Raw genomic sequence first — 18064 nt, 5'->3', positions numbered from 1 at the left:
GATCACCCCCCGACGGTCATCATGCTCCCGCCAGGGACGGCATCTCCGTCCGGGGTCGGCTGATGACCAGCGCCATCAGGGCCGCCGCCGCGCACAGGGCGCCCGAGGCGTACCAGACGACGTCGTACGTGCCGAAGACGTCGCGGGCGACGCCGCCGGCGAAGGCGACGGCGGCCGCGCCGATCTGGTGGGAGGCGAGGACCCAGCCGAAGACGATGGCGGAGTCGTCGCCGTAGTGCTCGCGGCAGAGGGCGATCGTCGGGGGGACCGTGGCGACCCAGTCGAGGCCGTAGAAGACGATGAAGAAGAGCATCGGGGGGTGGACGGAGGGCGCCAGGAGCATGGGGAGGAACAGCAACGAGACTCCCCTCAGCGCGTAGTAGACGGCGAGCAGGCGGCGCGGGGAGAAGCGGTCGGTGAACCAGCCCGAGGCGATCGTGCCGACGACGTCGAAGACACCGACGACCGCGAGGAGGCCCGCCGCGGCCGTCACCGGCATGCCGTGGTCGTGGGCCGCCGGGACGAAGTGGGTCTTGACCAGGCCGTTCGTGGAGGCGCCGCAGATCGCGAAGGAGCCGGCCAGGAGCCAGAACGGGCCCGTGCGGGCCGCGCGGAGGAGGACGGTGGTCGCGCGCCGCGCCGCGCCGGTGACCGGGGCGGGCTTGTCGGCGTACTCCCCGCCGTACGGGGCGAGGCGGACGTCCGCCGGGTGGTCGCGGAGGAGGAGCCAGACGAAGGGGACGACGGCGAGGGCGGCCAGGGAGACCGTCACGGCGGCGGGGCGCCAGCCGTGGTGTTCGACCAGCCGGCTCAGCAGGGGCAGGAAGATCAGCTGGCCGGAGGCGCCGGCGGCGGTGAGGATGCCGGTGACCAGGCCGCGCCTCGCGACGAACCAGCGGTTCGTGACCGTCGCGGCGAAGGCGAGGGCCATGGAGCCGCTGCCGAGGCCGACGAGGATGCCCCAGTAGAGGACGAGCTGCCAGGCGGCGGTCATCCAGACGGTGAGGAGCGAGCCCGCCGAGATGATCGTCAGGGCCACCGCCACCACCTTGCGGATGCCGAAGCGGTCCATCAGCGCCGCGGCGAACGGCGCCGTCAGGCCGTAGAGGGCGAGGTTCACCGAGACGGCGAAGCCGATCGTCCCCCGCGACCAGTGGAACTCCTCGTGCAGGGGGTCGATGAGGAGTCCCGGCAGGGAGGCGAAGGCCGCGGCACCGATGATCGTGACGAAGGTGACCGCCGCGACGAACCAGGCGCGGTGGATGCGGGGGCGGGGCGGCTTCTCGGGCGTACGGGGGCGGGTCTCGGTTGTCTGGGCCATGCCACCGAGCATCCCGGCCCGCCCCCACCCCCCACCATTGGCCCGAATGACAAAGTTCCAACGGATCGGGACACACCCTCTCCGTGCCCTCTACACGCGCGGCAGCGTCCTGATCGGGCGTACGGTCAGCAGCGCCGCCACCACGAGCACCGCGATCCCCGCCCCCGTGAGCAGCACCGTCTCCGTGCCGACCGCCGCCGCCACCGGGCCCGACAGGGTGCGGCCGACGCCCATCATCAGGAGCGAGCCGGCCACGTCGTACGCGTGCATCCGGTTCAGGGCCTCCTGCGGCACGTGCGTCTGGACCGAGGTGGACCACATCACCAGCCAGAAGGCGAAGGCCGCCCCGCCGATGAACTGGCCCGCGCCGAGGAGCGCCACCGGGGCGCCCGTGCCGAGCAGGAACAGGTTCACGGGGAGGCCCGTGAGCGCCACCGCGCCCGCCGCGAGGGGGCGGCGCGGGCGCAGCCGGATCGCGAGGAGGCCGCCGACGGCGCTGCCGGCGCCGTTGACGGCCATGAGCACGCCGTACGCGGCCGAGCCGTGGTCCTCGGTGACCAGGCTCGCGGTGAGCGGGACCATGGGTCCGGCGACGGTCAGTCCGTACACGGTCCAGATGGAGATGACACCCCAGAGCCAGCTGCGGGAGCGGAACTCCCGCCAGCCGCCGACGAGTTCGGCGCCGAGAGAGTCGCGCCGCGCGGTGTCGGAGGGGATCGGGGTGAGGCGTATCAGGAGGAAGCAGACGGCGCTGACCGCGAACGTGGTGCCGTTGACCGCGAAGGCCGCCCCCGCGCTCCACACCGCGACGAGCAGGCCGGCGGCGGCCGGTCCCGCCATGGTCATGAGGGCCTCGACGACCCGCAGGACGGCGTTGGCGCGCTGCACGTCGGGGGCGATGCGGGGGATGGTGGAGGCGACGCCCGGCTGGAAGAGGGCGGCGCCGATCCCGCTGAGCACGGAGAGGGCGTAGACGGCCCAGAGCGGCGGGCTGCCGAGGGTGAAGGAGACGGCGAGGACGGCGGCGCCGGGGAGCCGCAGGAGGTCGGCGAGGATCATCATGCGGCGGGCGGTGAAGCGGTCGGCGAGGACGCCGCCGAAGAGCACGAAGACCGCGAAGGCGGCGGTCCAGCCGCCGAGCGCGTAGCCGACGGTGGAGCCGGGGTGGCCGGCTCCGAGGAGTCCGGCGGCGAAGGCGACCGGGACCATGCCCTCGCCGAAGACGGCGACGCCCCGGGCGACGAAGAAGAGCCGGAAGTTACGGTTCCACAGCGCGGGCGGCGCGGGCGGCTGCTGTACGGGCGGCGCGACCGGGGCGGGAATCCGCCCGGCGGCCTCAGACTTGTACGTGTTGTCCGTCACGGACACGTACTCGTACCAGCCCTATGGTCTGGACCACCACTCAATTACGGAGGGAGCACCGCCCGTGCCGTCGTCGCCGCACCGCGTCGCCGTTCTCGCCCTGCCCGGCCTCCTCCCCTTCGAGCTGGGCATCCCGCACCGCATCTTCGGCCGCGCGAAGGACCCGGCGGGCCGGCCGCTGTACGAGATCGTGACCTGCGCCCCGGCCGCCGGGCCGGCGCGGACGGACGCCGACTTCGCGATCCACGTCGAGCACGGCCCGGAGGCGCTCGCCGGCGCCGACACGGTCGTCGTGCCCGCCTCGTACGAGCTCGGGCCGATCCACGAGGAGGGCAGGCTCCCCGGGGAGCTGGCCGCCGCGCTCGCGCACATCCGGCCCGGCACGCGCCTCGTCTCCATCTGCACCGGCGGGTACGTCCTCGCCGCCGCCGGCTTCCTCGACGGACGCCCGGCCACCACCCACTGGGCGCACGCCGAGCACTTCCAGCGCCTCTTCCCGAAGATCCGGGTCGACGCCGACGTGCTGTACGTGGACGACGGCGACGTCCTCACCTCCGCGGGCGTCGCCGCCGGGATCGACCTGTGCCTGCACATCGTGCGCCGCGACCACGGCACGGCCGTCGCCAACGCGGTGGCCCGGAGCACGGTCGTGCCCCCGCACCGGGACGGCGGCCAGGCCCAGTACATCGATCGGCCCCTGCCGGAGACCGGCACCCACACCACGACCGCCGCGCGGGCCTGGGCGCTCGCCCACCTCCACGAGCCGATCCAGCTGCGGGACCTCGCGGAGCAGGAGGCGATGAGCGTACGGACCTTCACCCGCCGCTTCCGCGACGAGGTCGGCATCAGCCCCGGCCAGTGGCTCACCCAGCAGCGCGTCGAACGCGCCCGCCACCTCCTGGAGTCCACCGGCCTCCCCGTCGACCGGGTCGCCCAGGACGCGGGCTTCGGCACGGCCCAGTCGCTGCGGGTGCACCTGATGGCCGCGATCGGGGTGACCCCGACGTCCTACCGCCGGACCTTCCGCGCGTCGACGGGGACGGCCTCCGGCTGAGGAGCCCGGGCGCCCCGCACGCCCTAAGCGACCTCTGCGGCCGTCTCCGCCTCCGCGGCCTCCGCCCGGGGAGCAGGCGTACGCCGGGTCAGCCGCCGCTCCCCCACCGCCCCCACCACCGTGAGCAGCACCGTCAGGCCCACCCCGCAGAGGATCGCCGTCGACGGGGCGACGACCTCGAGCAGACCGCCGGCGAGGGTGCCGCTGGCCGCGTAACCGGCGCCCACGGCCGCGTACATGACCGAGTAGCCGGCGGCGAGCGCGCCCGGGGGCAGGAGTTCGCGCAGGGCGAGGTTCCGGGTGAGGCTGGCCGGGGCCTGGACGAGGCCGGCGGCGACCAGGGCGGCGGCGATCGCCGCCGTCCAGGGCAGGACGGCGACGAGGGCGACCCCGGCGGCCACCGCGAGGACGAGGACGAGGGACTGCACGGCCAGCGGGCCGGGCCAGCGGCCCCGGAGGCCGTAGAGGAACGCGCCGACCGCCGAGCCGATGGAGAAGCCGGCGAGCAGCGGCCCGGCCCAGCCGAGGTCGATCCCGCGCTGCTCCAGGAGGGCGGGCAGGATCAGTTCGGCGAGGGCGAGCAGGGTGAGGCCGGCGGCCCCGAGGACGTACACCGGCCAGGCGCGCAGCAGCGCCCGCCGTACGGAGGCCCCGTCCTCCTCGGCCGCCTTCCGCCAGCCGGCGGGCAGCGTCCACAGTCCGGCGACCGCGATCCCCATGAGGGCGCCCTGGAGCAGCAGTGGGGCGGCGGGGGCGGCGGCGAGCGCCAGGCCCGTGGTGAGCGCGGGCGCGGCCGCCCAGATCCCGAAGGTCAGCATCGACTCCATGCTCATGGCCTGGGTGACGGCCCGCTCGGGGACGAGGCTGGTGAGCAGGGCCCGCTGCCCGCCGGGGACGGCGGCCGGGCCCGCGCCCGCGAGGAACGCGAGGGAGGCGAGGACGACGGGGTGGGCGCCGGGCGCGAGCCCGAGCCCGGCGAACCCGGCGGTGCCGACGGCGAGTCCGGCGGCGAGCTGCGGCCGGGCCCGTTCGGCGTTCAGCCGCATGCCGAGGACGGGCGCGGCGACGATCTCCCCGAGGACGTACGCGGCGGCGAGGACCGCCCCGAGCGTGTAGCCGCCGGGCCGCTCGCGCACGAGGAAGACGAGTGCGAGCGGCGCCATGGCGACGGGCAGCCGGCTGGTGACGGTGACGGCGCACCAGGCGAGGACGGGGCGGGTGGCGAGCTCGCGGTAGGACATGCCCGGGACGGTAACCCGCTGGTCGTACCGACTCCCAGCGGATTACCCCGCACCGCTCAGAACGTGAGCACTCCTCGCGCCACCTTCCCCCGCTCCGCGTCCTCCGCCGCCCGCGCGAACTCCTCCACGGGGTACGTCGCGGTCACCAGCTCGTCGAGGAGCAGGGTCCCCGAGCGGTAGAGCTCCGCGTAGAGGGCGATGTCCTTCTGGGGGCGGGAGGAGCCGTACCGGCAGCCCAGGATCGACTTGTCCAGGAACATCGCGGCCGGCAGGAAGCTCGCCTCGGCCTTCGGCGCGGTCATGCCGAGCAGGATCGCCTGGCCGTGCCGGTCGAGGAGGTCGATCGCGGTGCGGACGAGTCCGGTGTGGCCGACGCATTCGAAGACGTGGTCGGCGCCGGTGGGCAGGATCTCCCGCACGCCGTCGGTGGAGGCGAGGAAGTGCGTCGCCCCGAACTGCCGGGCCACCGCCTCCTTCTCCGGGTTGGTGTCCACGGCGACGATCGTCGGGGCGCCGGCGATCCGGGCGCCCTGGAGGACGTTGAGGCCGATGCCGCCGGTGCCGATGACGACGACGGTCTCGCCGCGGCCGACCTTCGCGCGGTTCAGTACGGCTCCGACGCCGGTGAGGACGCCGCAGCCCATGAGGGCGGCGGAGGTCAGCGGGATGTCCTCCGGGATCTTCACGGCCTGGACGGCCTTGACGACGGTCCGCTCGGCGAAGGACGAGTTCGACGCGAACTGGAAGAGTGGCTGCCCCCCTCGGGAGAACGGCTGCCCCGGCATCCCGATGGCCTTCCGGCACATGGTGGGCCGGCCCCGGTCGCAGTCGGCGCAGGCGCCGCAGTTCGCGAGGGTGGACAGGGCGACGTGGTCGCCGGGGGCGACGTGGACGACCCCGGGGCCGACGGCCTCGACGACTCCGGCGCCCTCGTGGCCGAGGACGACGGGCGGGGGGAAGGGGATGGTCCCGTCGATGACGGACAGGTCGCTGTGGCAGAGCCCGGCGGCGGCGATCGCGACGAGCACCTCCCCCGGCCCCGGGTCCCTCACCTCCAGGTCGTCGACGACCCGGGCCTGCTTCCCGTCGAAGACGACGCCCCTCATGATCCGCTCCCCCGGCCGGTGTTGGGGCGGTCGCCGGCGGCGGCCGCCCTCGCCATCTCCTCCAGCATCGCCAGCATCGGCATCGGGTCCGTCCCCACCGTCCCGGGCAGGAAGTCCGCGATGCGCTCGGGGGTCCAGGCGCCGCCCTCCGCGTATCCGGCCCGCAGCTCCCGGGGCTGCGCCCAGACGGCGATCTTGGGCCCGGCGATCGTGTACACCTGGCCGGTGATCTTCTCGGCCCGGGCCCGGTCGCTCAGCAGGTAGACGACGAGCGCCGCCACGTCCTCCGGTTCGCCGATCTCCTTGAGCTCCATGGGGACGTTCGCGGACATGCGGGTACGGGCCACGGGCGCGACCGCGTTGGCGGTGACGCCGTACTTGTGGAGGCCGAGGGCCGCCGACCGCACGAGCGAGATGATCCCGCCCTTCGCCGCCGAGTAGTTGGCCTGGGCGACGGACCCCTGGTGGTTGCCGCTGGTGAAGCCGATGAGCGTGCCGGTGCCCTGTCTCCGCATGACGGCCGAGGCCGCCCGGAAGACGGTGAAGGTGCCCTTCAGGTGGGTGGCGACGACCGGGTCCCACTCCTCCTCGGACATGTTGAAGAGCATCCGCTCGCGCAGGATGCCGGCGACGCAGACGACCCCGTCGATCCGTCCGTACGAGCTGAGGGCGGTCTCGACGACCCTCGCCCCGCCCGCCATGGTGGAGATGTCGTCCGCGACGGCGACGGCCGTCCCGCCCGCGGCCTCGATCTCCTTCACGACCGAGGCCGCGACCTCCGAGGTGGGCTCACCGCCCTCGATCGACACCCCGTAGTCGTTGACGACGACCTTCGCGCCCTCCGCCGCGCAGGCGAGGGCGACGGCGCGGCCGATGCCGCGCCCCGCTCCCGTCACGGCGACGACCTTGCCAGCCAAGAAGTTCCCCACGCCCGGCCCCTTCCCGCACTTTCTGACGGTCCGTTAGATTCGTTCGTCGTCAGGATTCTACGGTCCGTCAGATACCGGAAAACAAGACCCCGGAGGCCCCGATGTCTCTCCCCGCCGCCTTTCACGAGATCGCCAAGCGCGTCAACAACTGGGGCCGTTGGGGCCAGGACGACGAGATCGGCACGCTCAACCTCATCACCGACGAGGTCGTACGGGAGGCCGTCGCCACCGTCCGCACCGGCCACCGCGTCCCCCTCGCCCTGGACCTCCGGCAGGACGGCGTGCAGACCGGCATGATCCCGGGCCGGGTCAACCCGCTCCACGTCATGGTCCAGGTCAACCAGGAGCTCTTCGGCCCCGGCACGGTCGCCACCAGCGACGACGCCGTGACCCTCGGCCTCCAGGCCGGCACCCACTGGGACGCCCTGACGCACGTCTCCCACTCGGGCCGCATCTACAACGGCCGCCCCGCCGCCACCATCACCCCGCACGGCCGCTCCGAGTTCAGCGGCATCCACACGGCCCGCCACGTCATCAGCCGCGGGGTGCTGCTCGACGTGGCGGCGGCGAAGGGGGTGGACCGCCTGCCCGGCGACCACGCGGTCACCCCCGAGGACCTCGACGAGGCGGCGGAGTTCGGCGGGGTGACCGTACGGTCCGGGGACATCGTCCTCGTGCGGACCGGGCAGATCCAGGCGTATCTGGCCGGGGACAAGCACGGCTACGCGTTCCCGTCACCGGGCCTCTCGGTGCGCACGCCGGAGTGGTTCCACGCGCACGACGTCGCGGCCGTCGCCAACGACACGCTCACCTTCGAGATCTTCCCGCCCGAGATCGAGGACCTCTGGCTGCCCGTGCACGCCCTCGACCTGGTCGAGATGGGCATGCTCCAGGGGCAGAACTGGAATCTGGAGGGCCTGTCCACAGCCTGTGCGCAGGAAGGACGCTACGCCTTCCTGCTCTCCGCGATGCCCGAGCCCTTCGTCGGCGGCACGGGCACACCGGTGGCACCGGTGGCCGTCCTGTAGGACTTCGCGGGCGGCGGCGCGCTCGCACGCGCCCCGAGCACGGCACGGCCCGCCGCCACCCGGCCGCGACCCGCACATGCCGAGGACACACGGCCCTCGGCTCCCCTCGCTCGCCACGAATCGCTCACCCCAGGGTGGGCAAAACGGAACGAATCGTCAACAGTGCACCCGGCCGGGCGACAGGGACCGCACGGTGGACGCGGGCCCGACCGGGTCCACCTCGCACCAGATGCTCTTGCCGACGGCCTCCGGCTGCCAGCCCCACCGGTCCGCGAGTCCGTCCACCAGCTCCAGACCGCGCCCGTTGGTGTCGTCGCCCTCCGCGTGCCGGGGCTTCGGCGGGCGGTCGCTCGCATCGGCCACCTCGACCCGCACCCCGCCCCCCGCGGCGAACAGCATCCGCAGGACGGCCGGGCAGCCCGTGTGCACCACGGCGTTGGTCACGAGCTCGGAGATGAGGAGCACCAGCGTCTCGGCGAGCGGCTCGTCATCCCCTATGCCCGAACCGGCGAGCCGCGACCGGGCCCACCTCCGGGCTCGTCCCACCTCTGCCGGGTCCGGCCCGACCTCCAACTGAACCTGAAGCACCTGCACCGCTCACACCATCCGAACCGGCGGACACACCTTTACGGAACGTGATTCCCTTACGGGACAGCATGGTTGACGTACAGTCACCGCAACAAGCGCTTCGGGCATATTCCAGCGCGAAGGAGTACGCATGGTCCATACTGTGCGACGCACGCTGCGGGTAGTCGAACGCCGGGCGCGAGCGGCGGGCATCCCCGGGCACGGGGCCACCCCTGGGGCGACACCGGGACGATCCGGGCCAATCAGCACTCGCATCCCACGGAGCGTACCGGAGGCGGGGGCCGACTCCGGGCCGTGACGGCCCCGTCGAAGGACACAACCCGATATCGACGTTCCGTGACCCGCCGCACGCGCTGCGCTACAGCGCGGCCGCCGCGACCTCCTCGGCCCGCGCCGCCGTCATCCCCAGCTCGGCCCGCACCCACGCCCGCTTCAGATGCAGATGCACCTCCGCCTCCCAGGTGAACCCCATCCCCCCGTGCACCTGGAGACAGTCCCGCGCGTTGCCGACGGCCGCCTCGTCGGCCAACAGCTTGGCCCCGGCGACCTCGACGGGATCCCCGGTGACGGCGGCGGCCCACACGGCCGCCCGCGCGAGCTCGGTCCGCACCAACATCCCGGCACACAGGTGCTTGACGGCCTGGAATCCCCCGATGACCTGCCCGAACTGCACGCGCGTACGGGCGTACTCCACCGCCGTGCCGGTGGTGGCGGCAGCGCTGCCGACCTGTTCGGCGGCGGTGAGGAGGACGGAGACCCCCTCTGCCGTCCCCCCGGTGCCGGGCACCCGGTGGAGCGGCGTGAGCGGATCGACCGACCGCACCGGCACCGCGCCCGTGACATCGCCCAGCACCACATCGGCCCCGTCCAGCCAGGGAACCAGCCCCTCGTCCGCAGAGGTCACCACGACAGACCCGTCCGCCGCACCCGGCACGACTCCCGCAGCCACATGCGTCGCCACCAGCGGCCCCGGCAGCAACACCCTTCCCGCCTCCTCGAAGAGGAGCACCGCCTCGGGCAGCCCGAGCCCGACGCCCCCCTCCTCCTCCGGGAGCCGCAGCGCGAAGAACCCGGCGGCACCCAGCTCCCGCCACAGGCCCCTGTCCAGGGAAGGCGGCGCGTCGACGGCCGCCCGCAGCGCCTCCCGGTCGAAGAGCCGCGCGAGCAGCTCCCGTACCCCCCGCCGCAGCGCGCGCTGGTCCTCCGTGAGCCGGAAGTCCATGACAGGATCACCGCCCTTTCGGCAGGCCGAGGATGCGCTCGGCGACGATGTTGCGCTGGATCTGGGAGGTGCCGGCCGCGATCGTGTACGAGAGCGAGGACAGCCGGTCGAGGGTCCAGTCGCGCCCGAGGTCGAGCGCGTCGGGGCCCAGGACGGCGGCGGCCGCGTCGTACAGCTCCTGGCGGGCGTGCGAGTAGTGCAGTTTGAAGACGGAGCCGCCGGCCCCGGGGACCCCGCCGACGGCCTGGGCCTCGCTGACGTTGGCCTGCGTGAGGCGCCACAGCGCCTGGAACCCGGCGGAGAGCCTGCCGAGCCGGCGGCGCAGGACGGGGTCGTCCCAGGTGCCGTTCTTGCGGGCCGCGCGGGCGAGTTCGCCGAGGAGGCGGCGGCAGGCGACGACCTCGCCGACGAAGGCGGTGCCGCGCTCGAAGGACAGGGTCACCATGGTGACCCGCCAGCCGTCGTTCTCCTCCCCCACCCGGTTGGCGACCGGCACCCGCACCTCGTCGAGGAAGACCTCGGCGAACTCGGTCGACCCGGCGAGGGTGCGCAGCGGCCGTACGGTGATGCCGGGGGCGTCCATGGGCATGGCGAGCCAGGTGATGCCCTTGTGCTTGGACGGCGCGTCCGGGTCCGTCCGCACCAACAGCTCGCACCAGTCGGCGACCTCGGCGTGCGAGGTCCAGATCTTCTGGCCCGTGACGACGTACGCGTCCCCGTCCCGTACGGCCTTCGTCCGCAGGGAGGCGAGGTCCGACCCGGCGTCCGGTTCGCTGAAGCCCTGGCACCAGACCTCGTCGCCGCGCAGGATCGGCGGCAGCCACCGTTCGCGCTGTTCCTCCGTGCCTTCGGCGGCGACGGTGGGTCCGGCGTGGAGGAGGCCGACGAAGTTGGCGCCGACGTAGGGGGCTCCGGCGAGTTCGGTCTCCTCCAGGAAGATGAGGCGCTGGGTCGGGGAGGCGTCCCAGTGGGTGTCGGCGTACCCGGCGTCGTACAGGCGGCGCTGCCAGCCGCAGTCGTAGGCGCGGCGGGCCGGCCAGTCGAGCGGGTCGGGCCGCTCGGGGAGGCCCGGCAGGGTGGCGGCGAGCCATTCCCGCAGGCGGGCGCGGTACTCCTCCTCCTCGTCGGTGCAGGAGAGGTCCATCAGACGATGTCCAGACCGAGCATGCGGATGGCGTTGCCGCGCATGAGTTTGTAGATCGTCTCGTCGTCGAGGCCCTGGACGTGGTCGAGGGCGACCTCCTTGGTGTGCGGGAAGGTCGAGTCGACGTGCGGGTAGTCGGTCTCGAAGGTGGCGTTGTCGCGGCCGACGACGTCGAGCGAGGCGATGCCGTGCTTGTCGCGGAAGAAGCAGCAGTAGATCTGCCGGTAGTAGTACGTGGACGGGGGCTCGGGGATCAGGCCGCGCACGCCGCCCCACGCCCGGTGCTCCTCCCAGACGTCGTCGGCGCGTTCGAGGGCGTACGGGATCCAGCCCATCTGCCCCTCGCTGTACGCCAGCTTCAGCCGGGGGAACTTCACGAGCACCCCGGAGAAGAGGAAGTCCATCATCGAGGCCATGGCGTTGTTGAAGCTCAGCGAGGCCTGGACGGCGGGCGGGGCGTCGGGCGAGGCGGCGGGCATCTGGCTGCTGGAGCCGATGTGCATGTTCACCACCGTCCCGGTCTCCTGGCAGACGGCGAAGAACGGGTCCCAGTAGCCCGAGTGGATCGACGGCAGCCCGAGGTGGGTGGGGATCTCGGAGAAGGTCACGGCCCTCACCCCCCGCGCGGCGTTGCGCCGGATCTCGGCGACGGCGAGGTCGATGTCCCACAGCGGGATGATGCACAGCGGGATCAGCCGGCCGCCGCTGTCCCCGCACCACTCCTCGACCATCCAGTCGTTGTAGGCGCGGACACAGGCGAGGGCGACCTCCTTGTCGTGCGCCTCGGCGAAGGTCTGCCCGCAGAAGCGGGGGAAGGTCGGGAAGCAGAGGGAGGCCTCGACGTGGTTGAGGTCCATGTCGGCGAGGCGGGCCTTCGGGTCCCAGCAGCCGCGCCGCATCTCCTCCCTGGTGATCCCCTCCAGGGTCATGTCGTCGCGGTCGAAGCCGACGGCGGCGATGTTGCGCTTGTACGGGAACGTGAGGTCCTCGTAGATCCACCAGTCGGTGGGCGGCCCCTCGGGGTCCATCGTGATCTGGTACTTGCCGCCGACATAGGCGAGCTCACCGATGCCGGCCGTGAGCGGCCGGGGCCCGCGGTCCCGGTACTTCTTCGGGAGCCAGGTCTCGAAGAGGTGGGCGGGCTCGATCACGTGGTCGTCGACGCTGATGATGCGGGGCAGTTCCGTCCCTGAGCTCATGAGGGCTCCCGTTTCTGATGACCCGTCAGATCTGACGGCATCAGGCTAGCCCCGCACCCCTGGACCGACAAGCGCCGGACCTCTACGCTCACCGCACCATCTGACGGAACGTCAGCCATGAGGAGTACGGGATGAATGAGACCGCACGCACTCCCGGCGAGACCGCACACCAGCTCGGCGGGTCCCGCACGCTCTGGGAGCTCGTCGAGCGCCGCGCCGCCCTCACCCCCGACCGGCCCGTCCTCCTCCAGGGCGACCGCGTCCTCACCTTCGGCGGGCTCCGCGAGCGCGCCGAGCGCTGCGCCGCCGGGCTGTACGGGAGGGGGGTGCGTCCCGGCACGGTCGTCGCCTGGCAGCTGCCCACCCGCATCGAGACCGCGGTGCTCACGTTCGCGCTCGCCCGCATCGGGGCCGTGCAGTCCCCGGTGATCCCCTTCTACCGCGACAAGGAGGTCGGCTTCGCGCTGCGCGAGTCGGGGGCGGAGTTCTTCGCGGTGCCCGGGATCTGGCGTGGATTCGACCATGCGGAGATGGCGAGGAGGCTCGGCGCACGGGGGGTCTTCGAGGCGTACGCGGACCTCCCGGACGGCGACCCGGCCGTGCTGCCCCCGCCGCCCTCGTCCGGCACCGACGTGCGCTGGATCTACTGGACCTCGGGGACCACCTCCGACCCCAAGGGCGTCCTGCACACCGACCGCTCGCTCCTCGCCGGCGGCGCCTGCCTCGCCCACGCCCTGCACCTCACGGCCGAGGACGTCGGCTCGATGGCCTTCCCGTACGCGCACATCGCCGGGCCCGACTACACGGTGATGCTCCTGCTGTACGGGTTCCCGGCCGTGATGTTCGAACAGTTCGCGCTGCCGGAGGCCCTCGACGAGTACAACCGGCACGGCGTGACCGTCGCCGGCGGCTCCACCGCCTTCTACTCGATGTTCCTCGCCGAGCAGCGCAAGCGGCCCGGGCAGCCCGTCATCCCCACCCTCCGCCTGCTCGCGGGCGGAGGGGCGCCCAAGCCGCCCGAGGTCTACCACGCCGTGCGCAAGGAGCTGGGCTGCCAACTCACCCACGGGTACGGCATGACCGAGGTCCCCATGATCACGATGGGCGCCCCCGACGACACCGAGGAGAACCTCGCCACGACCGAGGGCCGTCCGCCCGCCGGCATGGAGATCCGCATCACCGGCGACGGCGAGGTCCGGCTCCGCGGCGAGGCCGTCTGCCGGGGCTACCTCGACCCGGCGCAGACGGCCGCCGCCTTCGACGAGGACGGCTTCCTCGTCACCGGCGACGTCGGGCACCTCACGCCGAGCGGCCACCTCGTCCTCACCGGCCGCATCAAGGACATCATCATCCGCAAGGGCGAGAACATCTCGGCCAAGGAGATCGAGGACCTCCTCCACACGCACCCGGACGTGGGCGACGCGGCCGTCATAGGCCTCCCGGACGCCGAGCGCGGCGAACGCGTCTGCGCCGTCGTCGAACAGCCCCCGGGCGCCGCCCCGCTGGACCTTCCGCAGCTCACGGCCTTCCTGCGGGAGGCCGGGCTCTCCGTCCACAAGCTCCCGGAGCAGCTGGAGGTGGTGGAGGCGCTGCCCCGCAACGAGACCCTGCGGAAGGTCCTCAAGTACAAGCTCAGGGAGCGTTTCGGTACGACGGCTCCGTGAGGGCCCCCGGCACGTCCTCGTACACGTCGAAGAGGCGCCGGACGCCGAGCGCGGAGAGGACCCGTCCGACGTGGCCGTCCGGGCTGCCGGAGTCCTCGGGGAGGATCAGGCGCAGCCGGCCGCCGCAGGAGCGGAGCAGCCGGCGGGAGGCGATCAGCACGCCGACGCCGCTGGAGTCGCAGAACCGCACGGCGGACAGGTCGATCACGAGGTCGTGGCGGCCGCCCGCCACGGCCTCGTGCACGCGGCGGCGTATCCGGGGGGAGGTGACCAGGTCCAGTTCCCCCCGGACGCGGAAAACCGTCCAGGAGCCGTGCTCGTCCTCGTCGACCTCGATCGTCGTCACGGACGGGCGCCTGCCCCGCCACGCCCGCCCGAAACCCCCGGGTCCGAGGGTGACGCTTTCCCTACCATCCAGATCCACGTCAAGGGCGCACTTGCGGCAAACAGGCGTGAGTTGTCGGGGCGGCGCATTACTTTGGAGGAGAACCGGTGTGCCGGGACCGGGAATCCGGTGCCCGGGAAGGGGCGGAGAGCCGCATGGCGATGGAGACACCACGGCGCTGGGACCGCAGGATGCAGCAGCGGCTGGCGCGCGGGGAGGCCGCTGCCCTCGGCGAGTTCTACGACCGTTTCGCCTCCCTCGTGCACAGCCTCGCCCACCGGGTCCTCGACGACGACGCGGCGGCCGACCAGGTCACCCGCGAGGTCTTCGGCTACGTCTGGGAGAACCCCGACTCGTACGACCCGAAGCACGGCAGCATGCGCGCCTGGGTCGCCCGGCTGACCCAGCGGCAGGCCGTGAACCGGCTGCGGCAGGCCGAGGCCACGGCGTACGCGGAGACGGGGATCGGCTCCGCCGAGGAGCTGGAGCAGAAGGTCCGCCGGGCCTGGGTCGCCGCCCGCGCCGACTACATCGTGACGTCCATGCCCGCATCCCTGCGGGCCGCGCTCGAACTGGCGTACTTCCAGCGGCGCGACTACCGCCAGACCGCCGCCGACCTCGGCGTCACCGAGGACGAGGCCCGCCGGCGCCTCCGGCTCGGGCTCCAGCTGCTCTCCTCCGCGAACGGCTACGGACGGACGCCGTGAGCGAGGCGACCGGCGAACCGGACGACGTCGCCCGCGCCCCCTGGATACCGGGGCCGCGCAAGGCGGCCGACGACCACGCGGACCTGACGGCACCGCCGGCACCACCACCGGCGGCGGCACCGACGGCGAAGGAGGAGAGGGAAGCGGAGGCGGAGGAGCCGGAGGTACCGGACCTCACCCACAACGTGCTCAAGTCCCTGCTCGGGGCCTGGGCGCTTTCGGCGTGCTCCGCCGGCGAGACCACGGCCGTCGAGAACCACCTCACCACCTGCGCACCCTGCGCCGACGAGGCCCTCCGGCTCCGCGACGCCGTCTCCCTCCTCCACGAGGACCGCGACCTGGACCTCGACCCGCTGCTCCGCTCCCGGGTCCTGGAGACCTGCCTGGGCCGCCGCCCCGCCCGCATCCCCGTCCCCGACTGGGTCACGCCCTACGACGCGGAGACCGCCCGGCTCGACGCGCTGCTCCGGGACATCGGCGAGTCCGAGTGGCACGCGCCGGTGCGGCTCAAGTGGTACGAGGAGAAAGGCCTGGTGCGCCGCAAGGCCACCGTCGCGTCGGTGATCGGCCACCTCCTGGCGGTGGACGGTCTGGTGGCGGCGGCCCTCGGCCTGGACGACCCGCTGGGCAAGGGCGTGCCGGAACTGTCCCCGACGGAGCGGACGGAGGCGTTCTGGGCGGCCCTGGACCGGCCGCCGAACCGCTCCGTCCGGGAGCCGTGGCGGAACCAGTCGCACACGCTGATCCGGACGGTCGCGTTCGCGGGCCGGGGCGTGGCCGATCTGACGGTCACCTACAAGTGCTTCGCCCTCCCGCTCCGGGACTCGCTCCTGGAGCGGGCCTTCGAGTGCTGGCTGCACGCGGACGACATCGCGACGGCGGTGGCGTATCCGTACGCACCGCCCAGCGGCGCGCACCTCCACGACATGATCGACCTCGCGGCCCGGCTGCTGCCGGGTGCCCTCGCCAACCGCCGCCGCGCGGGCCTGGCCGGCCCCGCCAGGGAGCTCGTCACGGCGGGCGCGCCGGGCCGCTCGCTCCACCTGGAGGTGGAGGGCGCGGGCGGCGGCCACTGGTACATCGCCCTGGACTCCCCGGCGGCGGTCGGCTCGCCGGACCGGGCGGTCGCCCAGGTGGCGATGGACGGGGTGGAGTTCTGCAAGCTGGTGGCGGGTCACATCACGCCGGAGGAAGCGGCGGCGGGCCAGGACGGCGACCGGGAGGCCATCAGGGACGTCCTGTCGGCGGCGGCGTCCTTGAGCCGCCTGTAGCGGAGTACGGGGTACGACCGGTCGCCCCGGCCGTACCCCGTGCCCCCTGCGCCGTCTGCGCTCAGGCGGTTCCGGTCCCGCGCTTTCCGGGCCGCTCCTTCCGGGCGTCGACGACGGCCCGCTCCAGGACGGCGGTGCGCTCGACGACCGTGCCGGGTGCGACCTCGCCGGACGGCTTGATCTGGACGCCGCGGCTGCCGAGGTAGACGAAGGTCTTGCGGTCGAAGATCAGCTCGGTGCGCTCGCCGCTCTGCTCGTCCAGGCGGGCCAGGGCGAGACCGGTGCGGCCGGCGGCGTCCTGGGAGTGGGGGACGACGGACACGCCGGGGATCTTCGCCGCGGCGCGGTAGAGCGCGGCGGCGGTCGGGGCCGGGACGAGCTGCTCGTTGATGATCTCCTCGATGGCCTCGAAGGCCTGCTGGTCGCGGTCGCGCGAGCCGCCGTCGCCGGCGGTGGCGCGGACGGCGGCGAGGAGCCGGTCGGGGTCGGCCGGCTGGTCCTTGACCCAGTCGTAGCTCAGGTACGGGAGTCCTTCCTGGCCGCCCAGGTCGAGGGTGATCCCGCCGTCGGGCTGGTAGCCGGGCTCGTCGAGCCAGCCCTTGCGTCCGTCGGGGGACTTCCAGACCTCGCGCTGGTGCAGCGGCTGCACCCACGTCCGGGACTCGTCGGTGTCGCCGTTGAACATGGACGTCAGGAAGGAGACCTTGCTCTTGATGTAGATGTACTGGCCGGGCTTCGGCTCCGGAATCCGCTGCGCGCTCGCGGCGGCGGCGATCCGCTGGACGGTCGAGGCGAGCTGGACGGTGCTGCCCTCCTCGATCGGGACGACCGGCGCCTCCACCCGGGAGGCGGCCGCGGGCGGTGCGTCGGTGCCGCCGCCGGTCAGCGTGCCGACCGCGAGGACGGCGGCGAGCGCGGCGGCGGTGACCGGGGCGCCGATCAGCAGGGCGCGCCGGACCGGCCGCGCGGGGGCGGCGGGGGCGGGGGCGGGAGTGCGGATCTCGTTCAACAGGTGCTCCTCCAGCTGCGACTGGCGGCCGTCGGGCAGCGGAGGGGCCGACGGGGCCGGCAGCAGCCGGGCGAGCTCCGCGTGGTCCAGGGGCTCGGTCCGCTTCCAGAACGTGCGGATCATCTGTACGTCTCCTCCTCGTGCGGCTCGTACGACCGGGCCGCGGGAGTGCGGCCGCCCGGTACTTGTCCGGGGCGCGGAAGCGGTTCCCTGCTCTTCTCCGGATCAGGTCTCTTCCGCAGTTCGTGCTCGGCGAGTGCGCGCAGTCGCGCACGCGCGCGGGAGAGGCGCGAGCGCACGGTGCCGACGGGGACGTCCAGCGCGGCGGCGGCCTCGGCGTACCCCAGTCCGGACCAGACGCACAGGGTGAACACCTCGCGCTCGCCGCGGCGCAGTCTCCTCAGCGCCCGCTGGACGGCGGCGAGCTGTTCGGCGTCGTCCAGGCGGCCGGCGAGTTCGTCGGCGAAGTCGGGGACGGTGCCGCGGGCCGGGAGGCGTGCGAGGGCCGCCTGGTGGCGGCGTGCGGCGCGGCGCGTGTTGCGCAGCACGTTGACGGCGATGCCCATGAGCCACGGGCGCGGGCCGGCCTCGTGGTCGAGGAGCCGGTCGCGCAGCCGCCACGCCTCCAGGAAGGTGAGCGAGACGACGTCCTCGGCGAGCCCCCGGTCGCCGCTCACGCGGACGGCGTGCCGATGGACCAGGGGCGCATGGTCGCGGAAGAGTTCCCGGAACGCCTCGGGGTCCCCCGCGCGTATCCGGGCGTGCAATGAAGAGTCCACGACCTGCCTTGTCCGCCGGGCGCCCCGGGTTCCGGTGATCCGGCTCACATGCCGG

At 73.4% G+C, this 18064-nt stretch carries 17 protein-coding genes; 5 read left to right on the top strand and 12 right to left on the bottom strand.

The genetic code is table 11. The features are described from left to right. Positions 1-19: 19 nt before the first annotated feature. Positions 20-1321 (bottom strand): MFS transporter, encoded by a 1302-nt coding sequence (locus ACFYUS_RS32050; RefSeq protein ID WP_388860034.1) that lies wholly within the window; start codon positions 1319-1321, stop codon positions 20-22. Positions 1322-1411: 90 nt separating this feature from the next. Further along, positions 1412-2689 (bottom strand): MFS transporter, encoded by a 1278-nt coding sequence (locus ACFYUS_RS32045; RefSeq protein ID WP_388860031.1) that lies wholly within the window; start codon positions 2687-2689, stop codon positions 1412-1414. 58 nt (positions 2690-2747) lie between these two features. Here ACFYUS_RS32045 and ACFYUS_RS32040 point away from each other — a divergent pair, with 58 nt between their 5' ends. Beyond that, positions 2748-3737, top strand: coding sequence for a GlxA family transcriptional regulator (locus ACFYUS_RS32040; protein ID WP_388860028.1), 990 nt, complete (start codon positions 2748-2750; stop codon positions 3735-3737). Between the two features lie 23 nt (positions 3738-3760). On the opposite strand, the gene ACFYUS_RS32035 is transcribed toward ACFYUS_RS32040, so the two are convergent. Genes ACFYUS_RS32035 through ACFYUS_RS32025 form a run of 3 tightly spaced genes read right to left on the bottom strand, consistent with a single transcriptional unit; the run spans position 3761 to position 7013 of the window. Beyond that, on the bottom strand, positions 3761-4978 hold the full coding sequence (locus tag ACFYUS_RS32035; RefSeq protein ID WP_388860025.1) for an MFS transporter: 1218 nt from the start codon (positions 4976-4978) through the stop codon (positions 3761-3763). Between the two features lie 56 nt (positions 4979-5034). Next, a complete protein-coding gene (locus ACFYUS_RS32030; RefSeq protein ID WP_388860022.1) occupies positions 5035-6084 on the bottom strand; it encodes a Zn-dependent alcohol dehydrogenase in 1050 nt (349 codons plus the stop codon). Beyond that, positions 6081-7013 (bottom strand): SDR family oxidoreductase, encoded by a 933-nt coding sequence (locus tag ACFYUS_RS32025; protein WP_388860019.1) that lies wholly within the window; start codon positions 7011-7013, stop codon positions 6081-6083. Before ACFYUS_RS32025 ends, ACFYUS_RS32030 begins: the two co-directional genes overlap by 4 nt. 101 nt (positions 7014-7114) lie before the next feature. Here ACFYUS_RS32025 and ACFYUS_RS32020 point away from each other — a divergent pair, with 101 nt between their 5' ends. Beyond that, positions 7115-8041, top strand: a complete 927-nt coding sequence (locus tag ACFYUS_RS32020) for a cyclase family protein (protein ID WP_388860016.1) — start codon at positions 7115-7117, stop codon at positions 8039-8041. A gap of 156 nt (positions 8042-8197) precedes the next feature. Here the strand turns inward: ACFYUS_RS32020 and ACFYUS_RS32015 are convergent, their stop codons facing one another. The 4 genes from ACFYUS_RS32015 to ACFYUS_RS32000 all read right to left on the bottom strand — a co-directional run bounded on the left by ACFYUS_RS32015 (position 8198) and on the right by ACFYUS_RS32000 (position 12194). Further along, the gene (locus tag ACFYUS_RS32015) at positions 8198-8635 is read right to left on the bottom strand and encodes an ATP-binding protein (protein WP_388860013.1); all 438 of its coding nucleotides are present in this window, start codon (positions 8633-8635) and stop codon (positions 8198-8200) included. A gap of 352 nt (positions 8636-8987) precedes the next feature. Further along, entirely contained in the window at positions 8988-9851 is an 864-nt protein-coding gene (locus ACFYUS_RS32010; RefSeq protein WP_388860010.1) for an acyl-CoA dehydrogenase family protein, read from the bottom strand. Positions 9852-9858: 7 nt separating this feature from the next. After that, the gene (locus ACFYUS_RS32005; RefSeq protein WP_388860007.1) at positions 9859-10995 is read right to left on the bottom strand and encodes an acyl-CoA dehydrogenase family protein; all 1137 of its coding nucleotides are present in this window, start codon (positions 10993-10995) and stop codon (positions 9859-9861) included. Continuing rightward, positions 10995-12194 (bottom strand): amidohydrolase family protein, encoded by a 1200-nt coding sequence (locus tag ACFYUS_RS32000; RefSeq protein WP_388860004.1) that lies wholly within the window; start codon positions 12192-12194, stop codon positions 10995-10997. The genes ACFYUS_RS32005 and ACFYUS_RS32000 overlap by 1 nt, the downstream gene beginning before the upstream one ends. A gap of 131 nt (positions 12195-12325) precedes the next feature. On the opposite strand from ACFYUS_RS32000, the gene ACFYUS_RS31995 reads away from it, so the two are divergent. Beyond that, positions 12326-13858: a class I adenylate-forming enzyme family protein gene (locus ACFYUS_RS31995; RefSeq protein ID WP_388860001.1), complete on the top strand. Its 1533-nt coding sequence runs from the start codon at positions 12326-12328 to the stop codon at positions 13856-13858. On the opposite strand, the gene ACFYUS_RS31990 is transcribed toward ACFYUS_RS31995, so the two are convergent. Continuing rightward, a complete protein-coding gene (locus ACFYUS_RS31990) occupies positions 13827-14204 on the bottom strand; it encodes an STAS domain-containing protein (RefSeq protein WP_388859998.1) in 378 nt (125 codons plus the stop codon). The genes ACFYUS_RS31995 and ACFYUS_RS31990 overlap by 32 nt on opposite strands. A gap of 194 nt (positions 14205-14398) precedes the next feature. Here ACFYUS_RS31990 and ACFYUS_RS31985 point away from each other — a divergent pair, with 194 nt between their 5' ends. Then, positions 14399-14950 carry a sigma-70 family RNA polymerase sigma factor gene (locus tag ACFYUS_RS31985; RefSeq protein ID WP_388859995.1) on the top strand — a complete coding sequence of 184 codons (552 nt, stop codon included), beginning with the start codon at positions 14399-14401 and terminating at the stop codon, positions 14948-14950. Continuing rightward, the gene (locus ACFYUS_RS31980; protein WP_388859992.1) at positions 14947-16221 is read left to right on the top strand and encodes a maleylpyruvate isomerase N-terminal domain-containing protein; all 1275 of its coding nucleotides are present in this window, start codon (positions 14947-14949) and stop codon (positions 16219-16221) included. The genes ACFYUS_RS31985 and ACFYUS_RS31980 overlap by 4 nt, the downstream gene beginning before the upstream one ends. Before the next feature lie 61 nt (positions 16222-16282). Here the strand turns inward: ACFYUS_RS31980 and ACFYUS_RS31975 are convergent, their stop codons facing one another. Both ACFYUS_RS31975 and ACFYUS_RS31970 read right to left on the bottom strand, forming a co-directional pair. Continuing rightward, positions 16283-17353, bottom strand: coding sequence for a CU044_5270 family protein (locus ACFYUS_RS31975; RefSeq protein ID WP_388859989.1), 1071 nt, complete (start codon positions 17351-17353; stop codon positions 16283-16285). Continuing rightward, entirely contained in the window at positions 17350-18009 is a 660-nt protein-coding gene (locus ACFYUS_RS31970; protein WP_388859986.1) for an RNA polymerase sigma factor, read from the bottom strand. The genes ACFYUS_RS31975 and ACFYUS_RS31970 overlap by 4 nt, the downstream gene beginning before the upstream one ends. Between the last annotated feature and the right edge of the window lie 55 nt (positions 18010-18064).

The organism is Streptomyces sp. NPDC004284 (assembly GCF_042874035.1).
Taxonomy (GTDB): domain Bacteria; phylum Actinomycetota; class Actinomycetes; order Streptomycetales; family Streptomycetaceae; genus Streptomyces.
The sequence above is the reverse complement of the archived record's forward strand: the minus strand, read 5'-3'. Positions and strand labels throughout refer to the sequence as shown.

Excerpts from the sequence above, each read along its gene's own strand:
- ACFYUS_RS32035 (WP_388860025.1), bottom strand. The coding sequence starts at position 4,978 with ATGTCCTACCGCGAGCTCGCCACCCGCCCCGTCCTCGCCTGGTGCGCC.
- ACFYUS_RS32020 (WP_388860016.1), top strand. The coding sequence starts at position 7,115 with ATGTCTCTCCCCGCCGCCTTTCACGAGATCGCCAAGCGCGTCAACAAC.
- ACFYUS_RS31975 (WP_388859989.1), bottom strand. The coding sequence starts at position 17,353 with ATGATCCGCACGTTCTGGAAGCGGACCGAGCCCCTGGACCACGCGGAG.
- ACFYUS_RS32010 (WP_388860010.1), bottom strand. The coding sequence starts at position 9,851 with ATGGACTTCCGGCTCACGGAGGACCAGCGCGCGCTGCGGCGGGGGGTA.
- ACFYUS_RS31995 (WP_388860001.1), top strand. The coding sequence starts at position 12,326 with ATGAATGAGACCGCACGCACTCCCGGCGAGACCGCACACCAGCTCGGC.
- ACFYUS_RS32000 (WP_388860004.1), bottom strand. The coding sequence starts at position 12,194 with ATGAGCTCAGGGACGGAACTGCCCCGCATCATCAGCGTCGACGACCAC.
- ACFYUS_RS32005 (WP_388860007.1), bottom strand. The coding sequence starts at position 10,995 with ATGGACCTCTCCTGCACCGACGAGGAGGAGGAGTACCGCGCCCGCCTG.
- ACFYUS_RS32030 (WP_388860022.1), bottom strand. The coding sequence starts at position 6,084 with ATGAGGGGCGTCGTCTTCGACGGGAAGCAGGCCCGGGTCGTCGACGAC.
- ACFYUS_RS32050 (WP_388860034.1), bottom strand. The coding sequence starts at position 1,321 with ATGGCCCAGACAACCGAGACCCGCCCCCGTACGCCCGAGAAGCCGCCC.
- ACFYUS_RS31985 (WP_388859995.1), top strand. The coding sequence starts at position 14,399 with ATGGCGATGGAGACACCACGGCGCTGGGACCGCAGGATGCAGCAGCGG.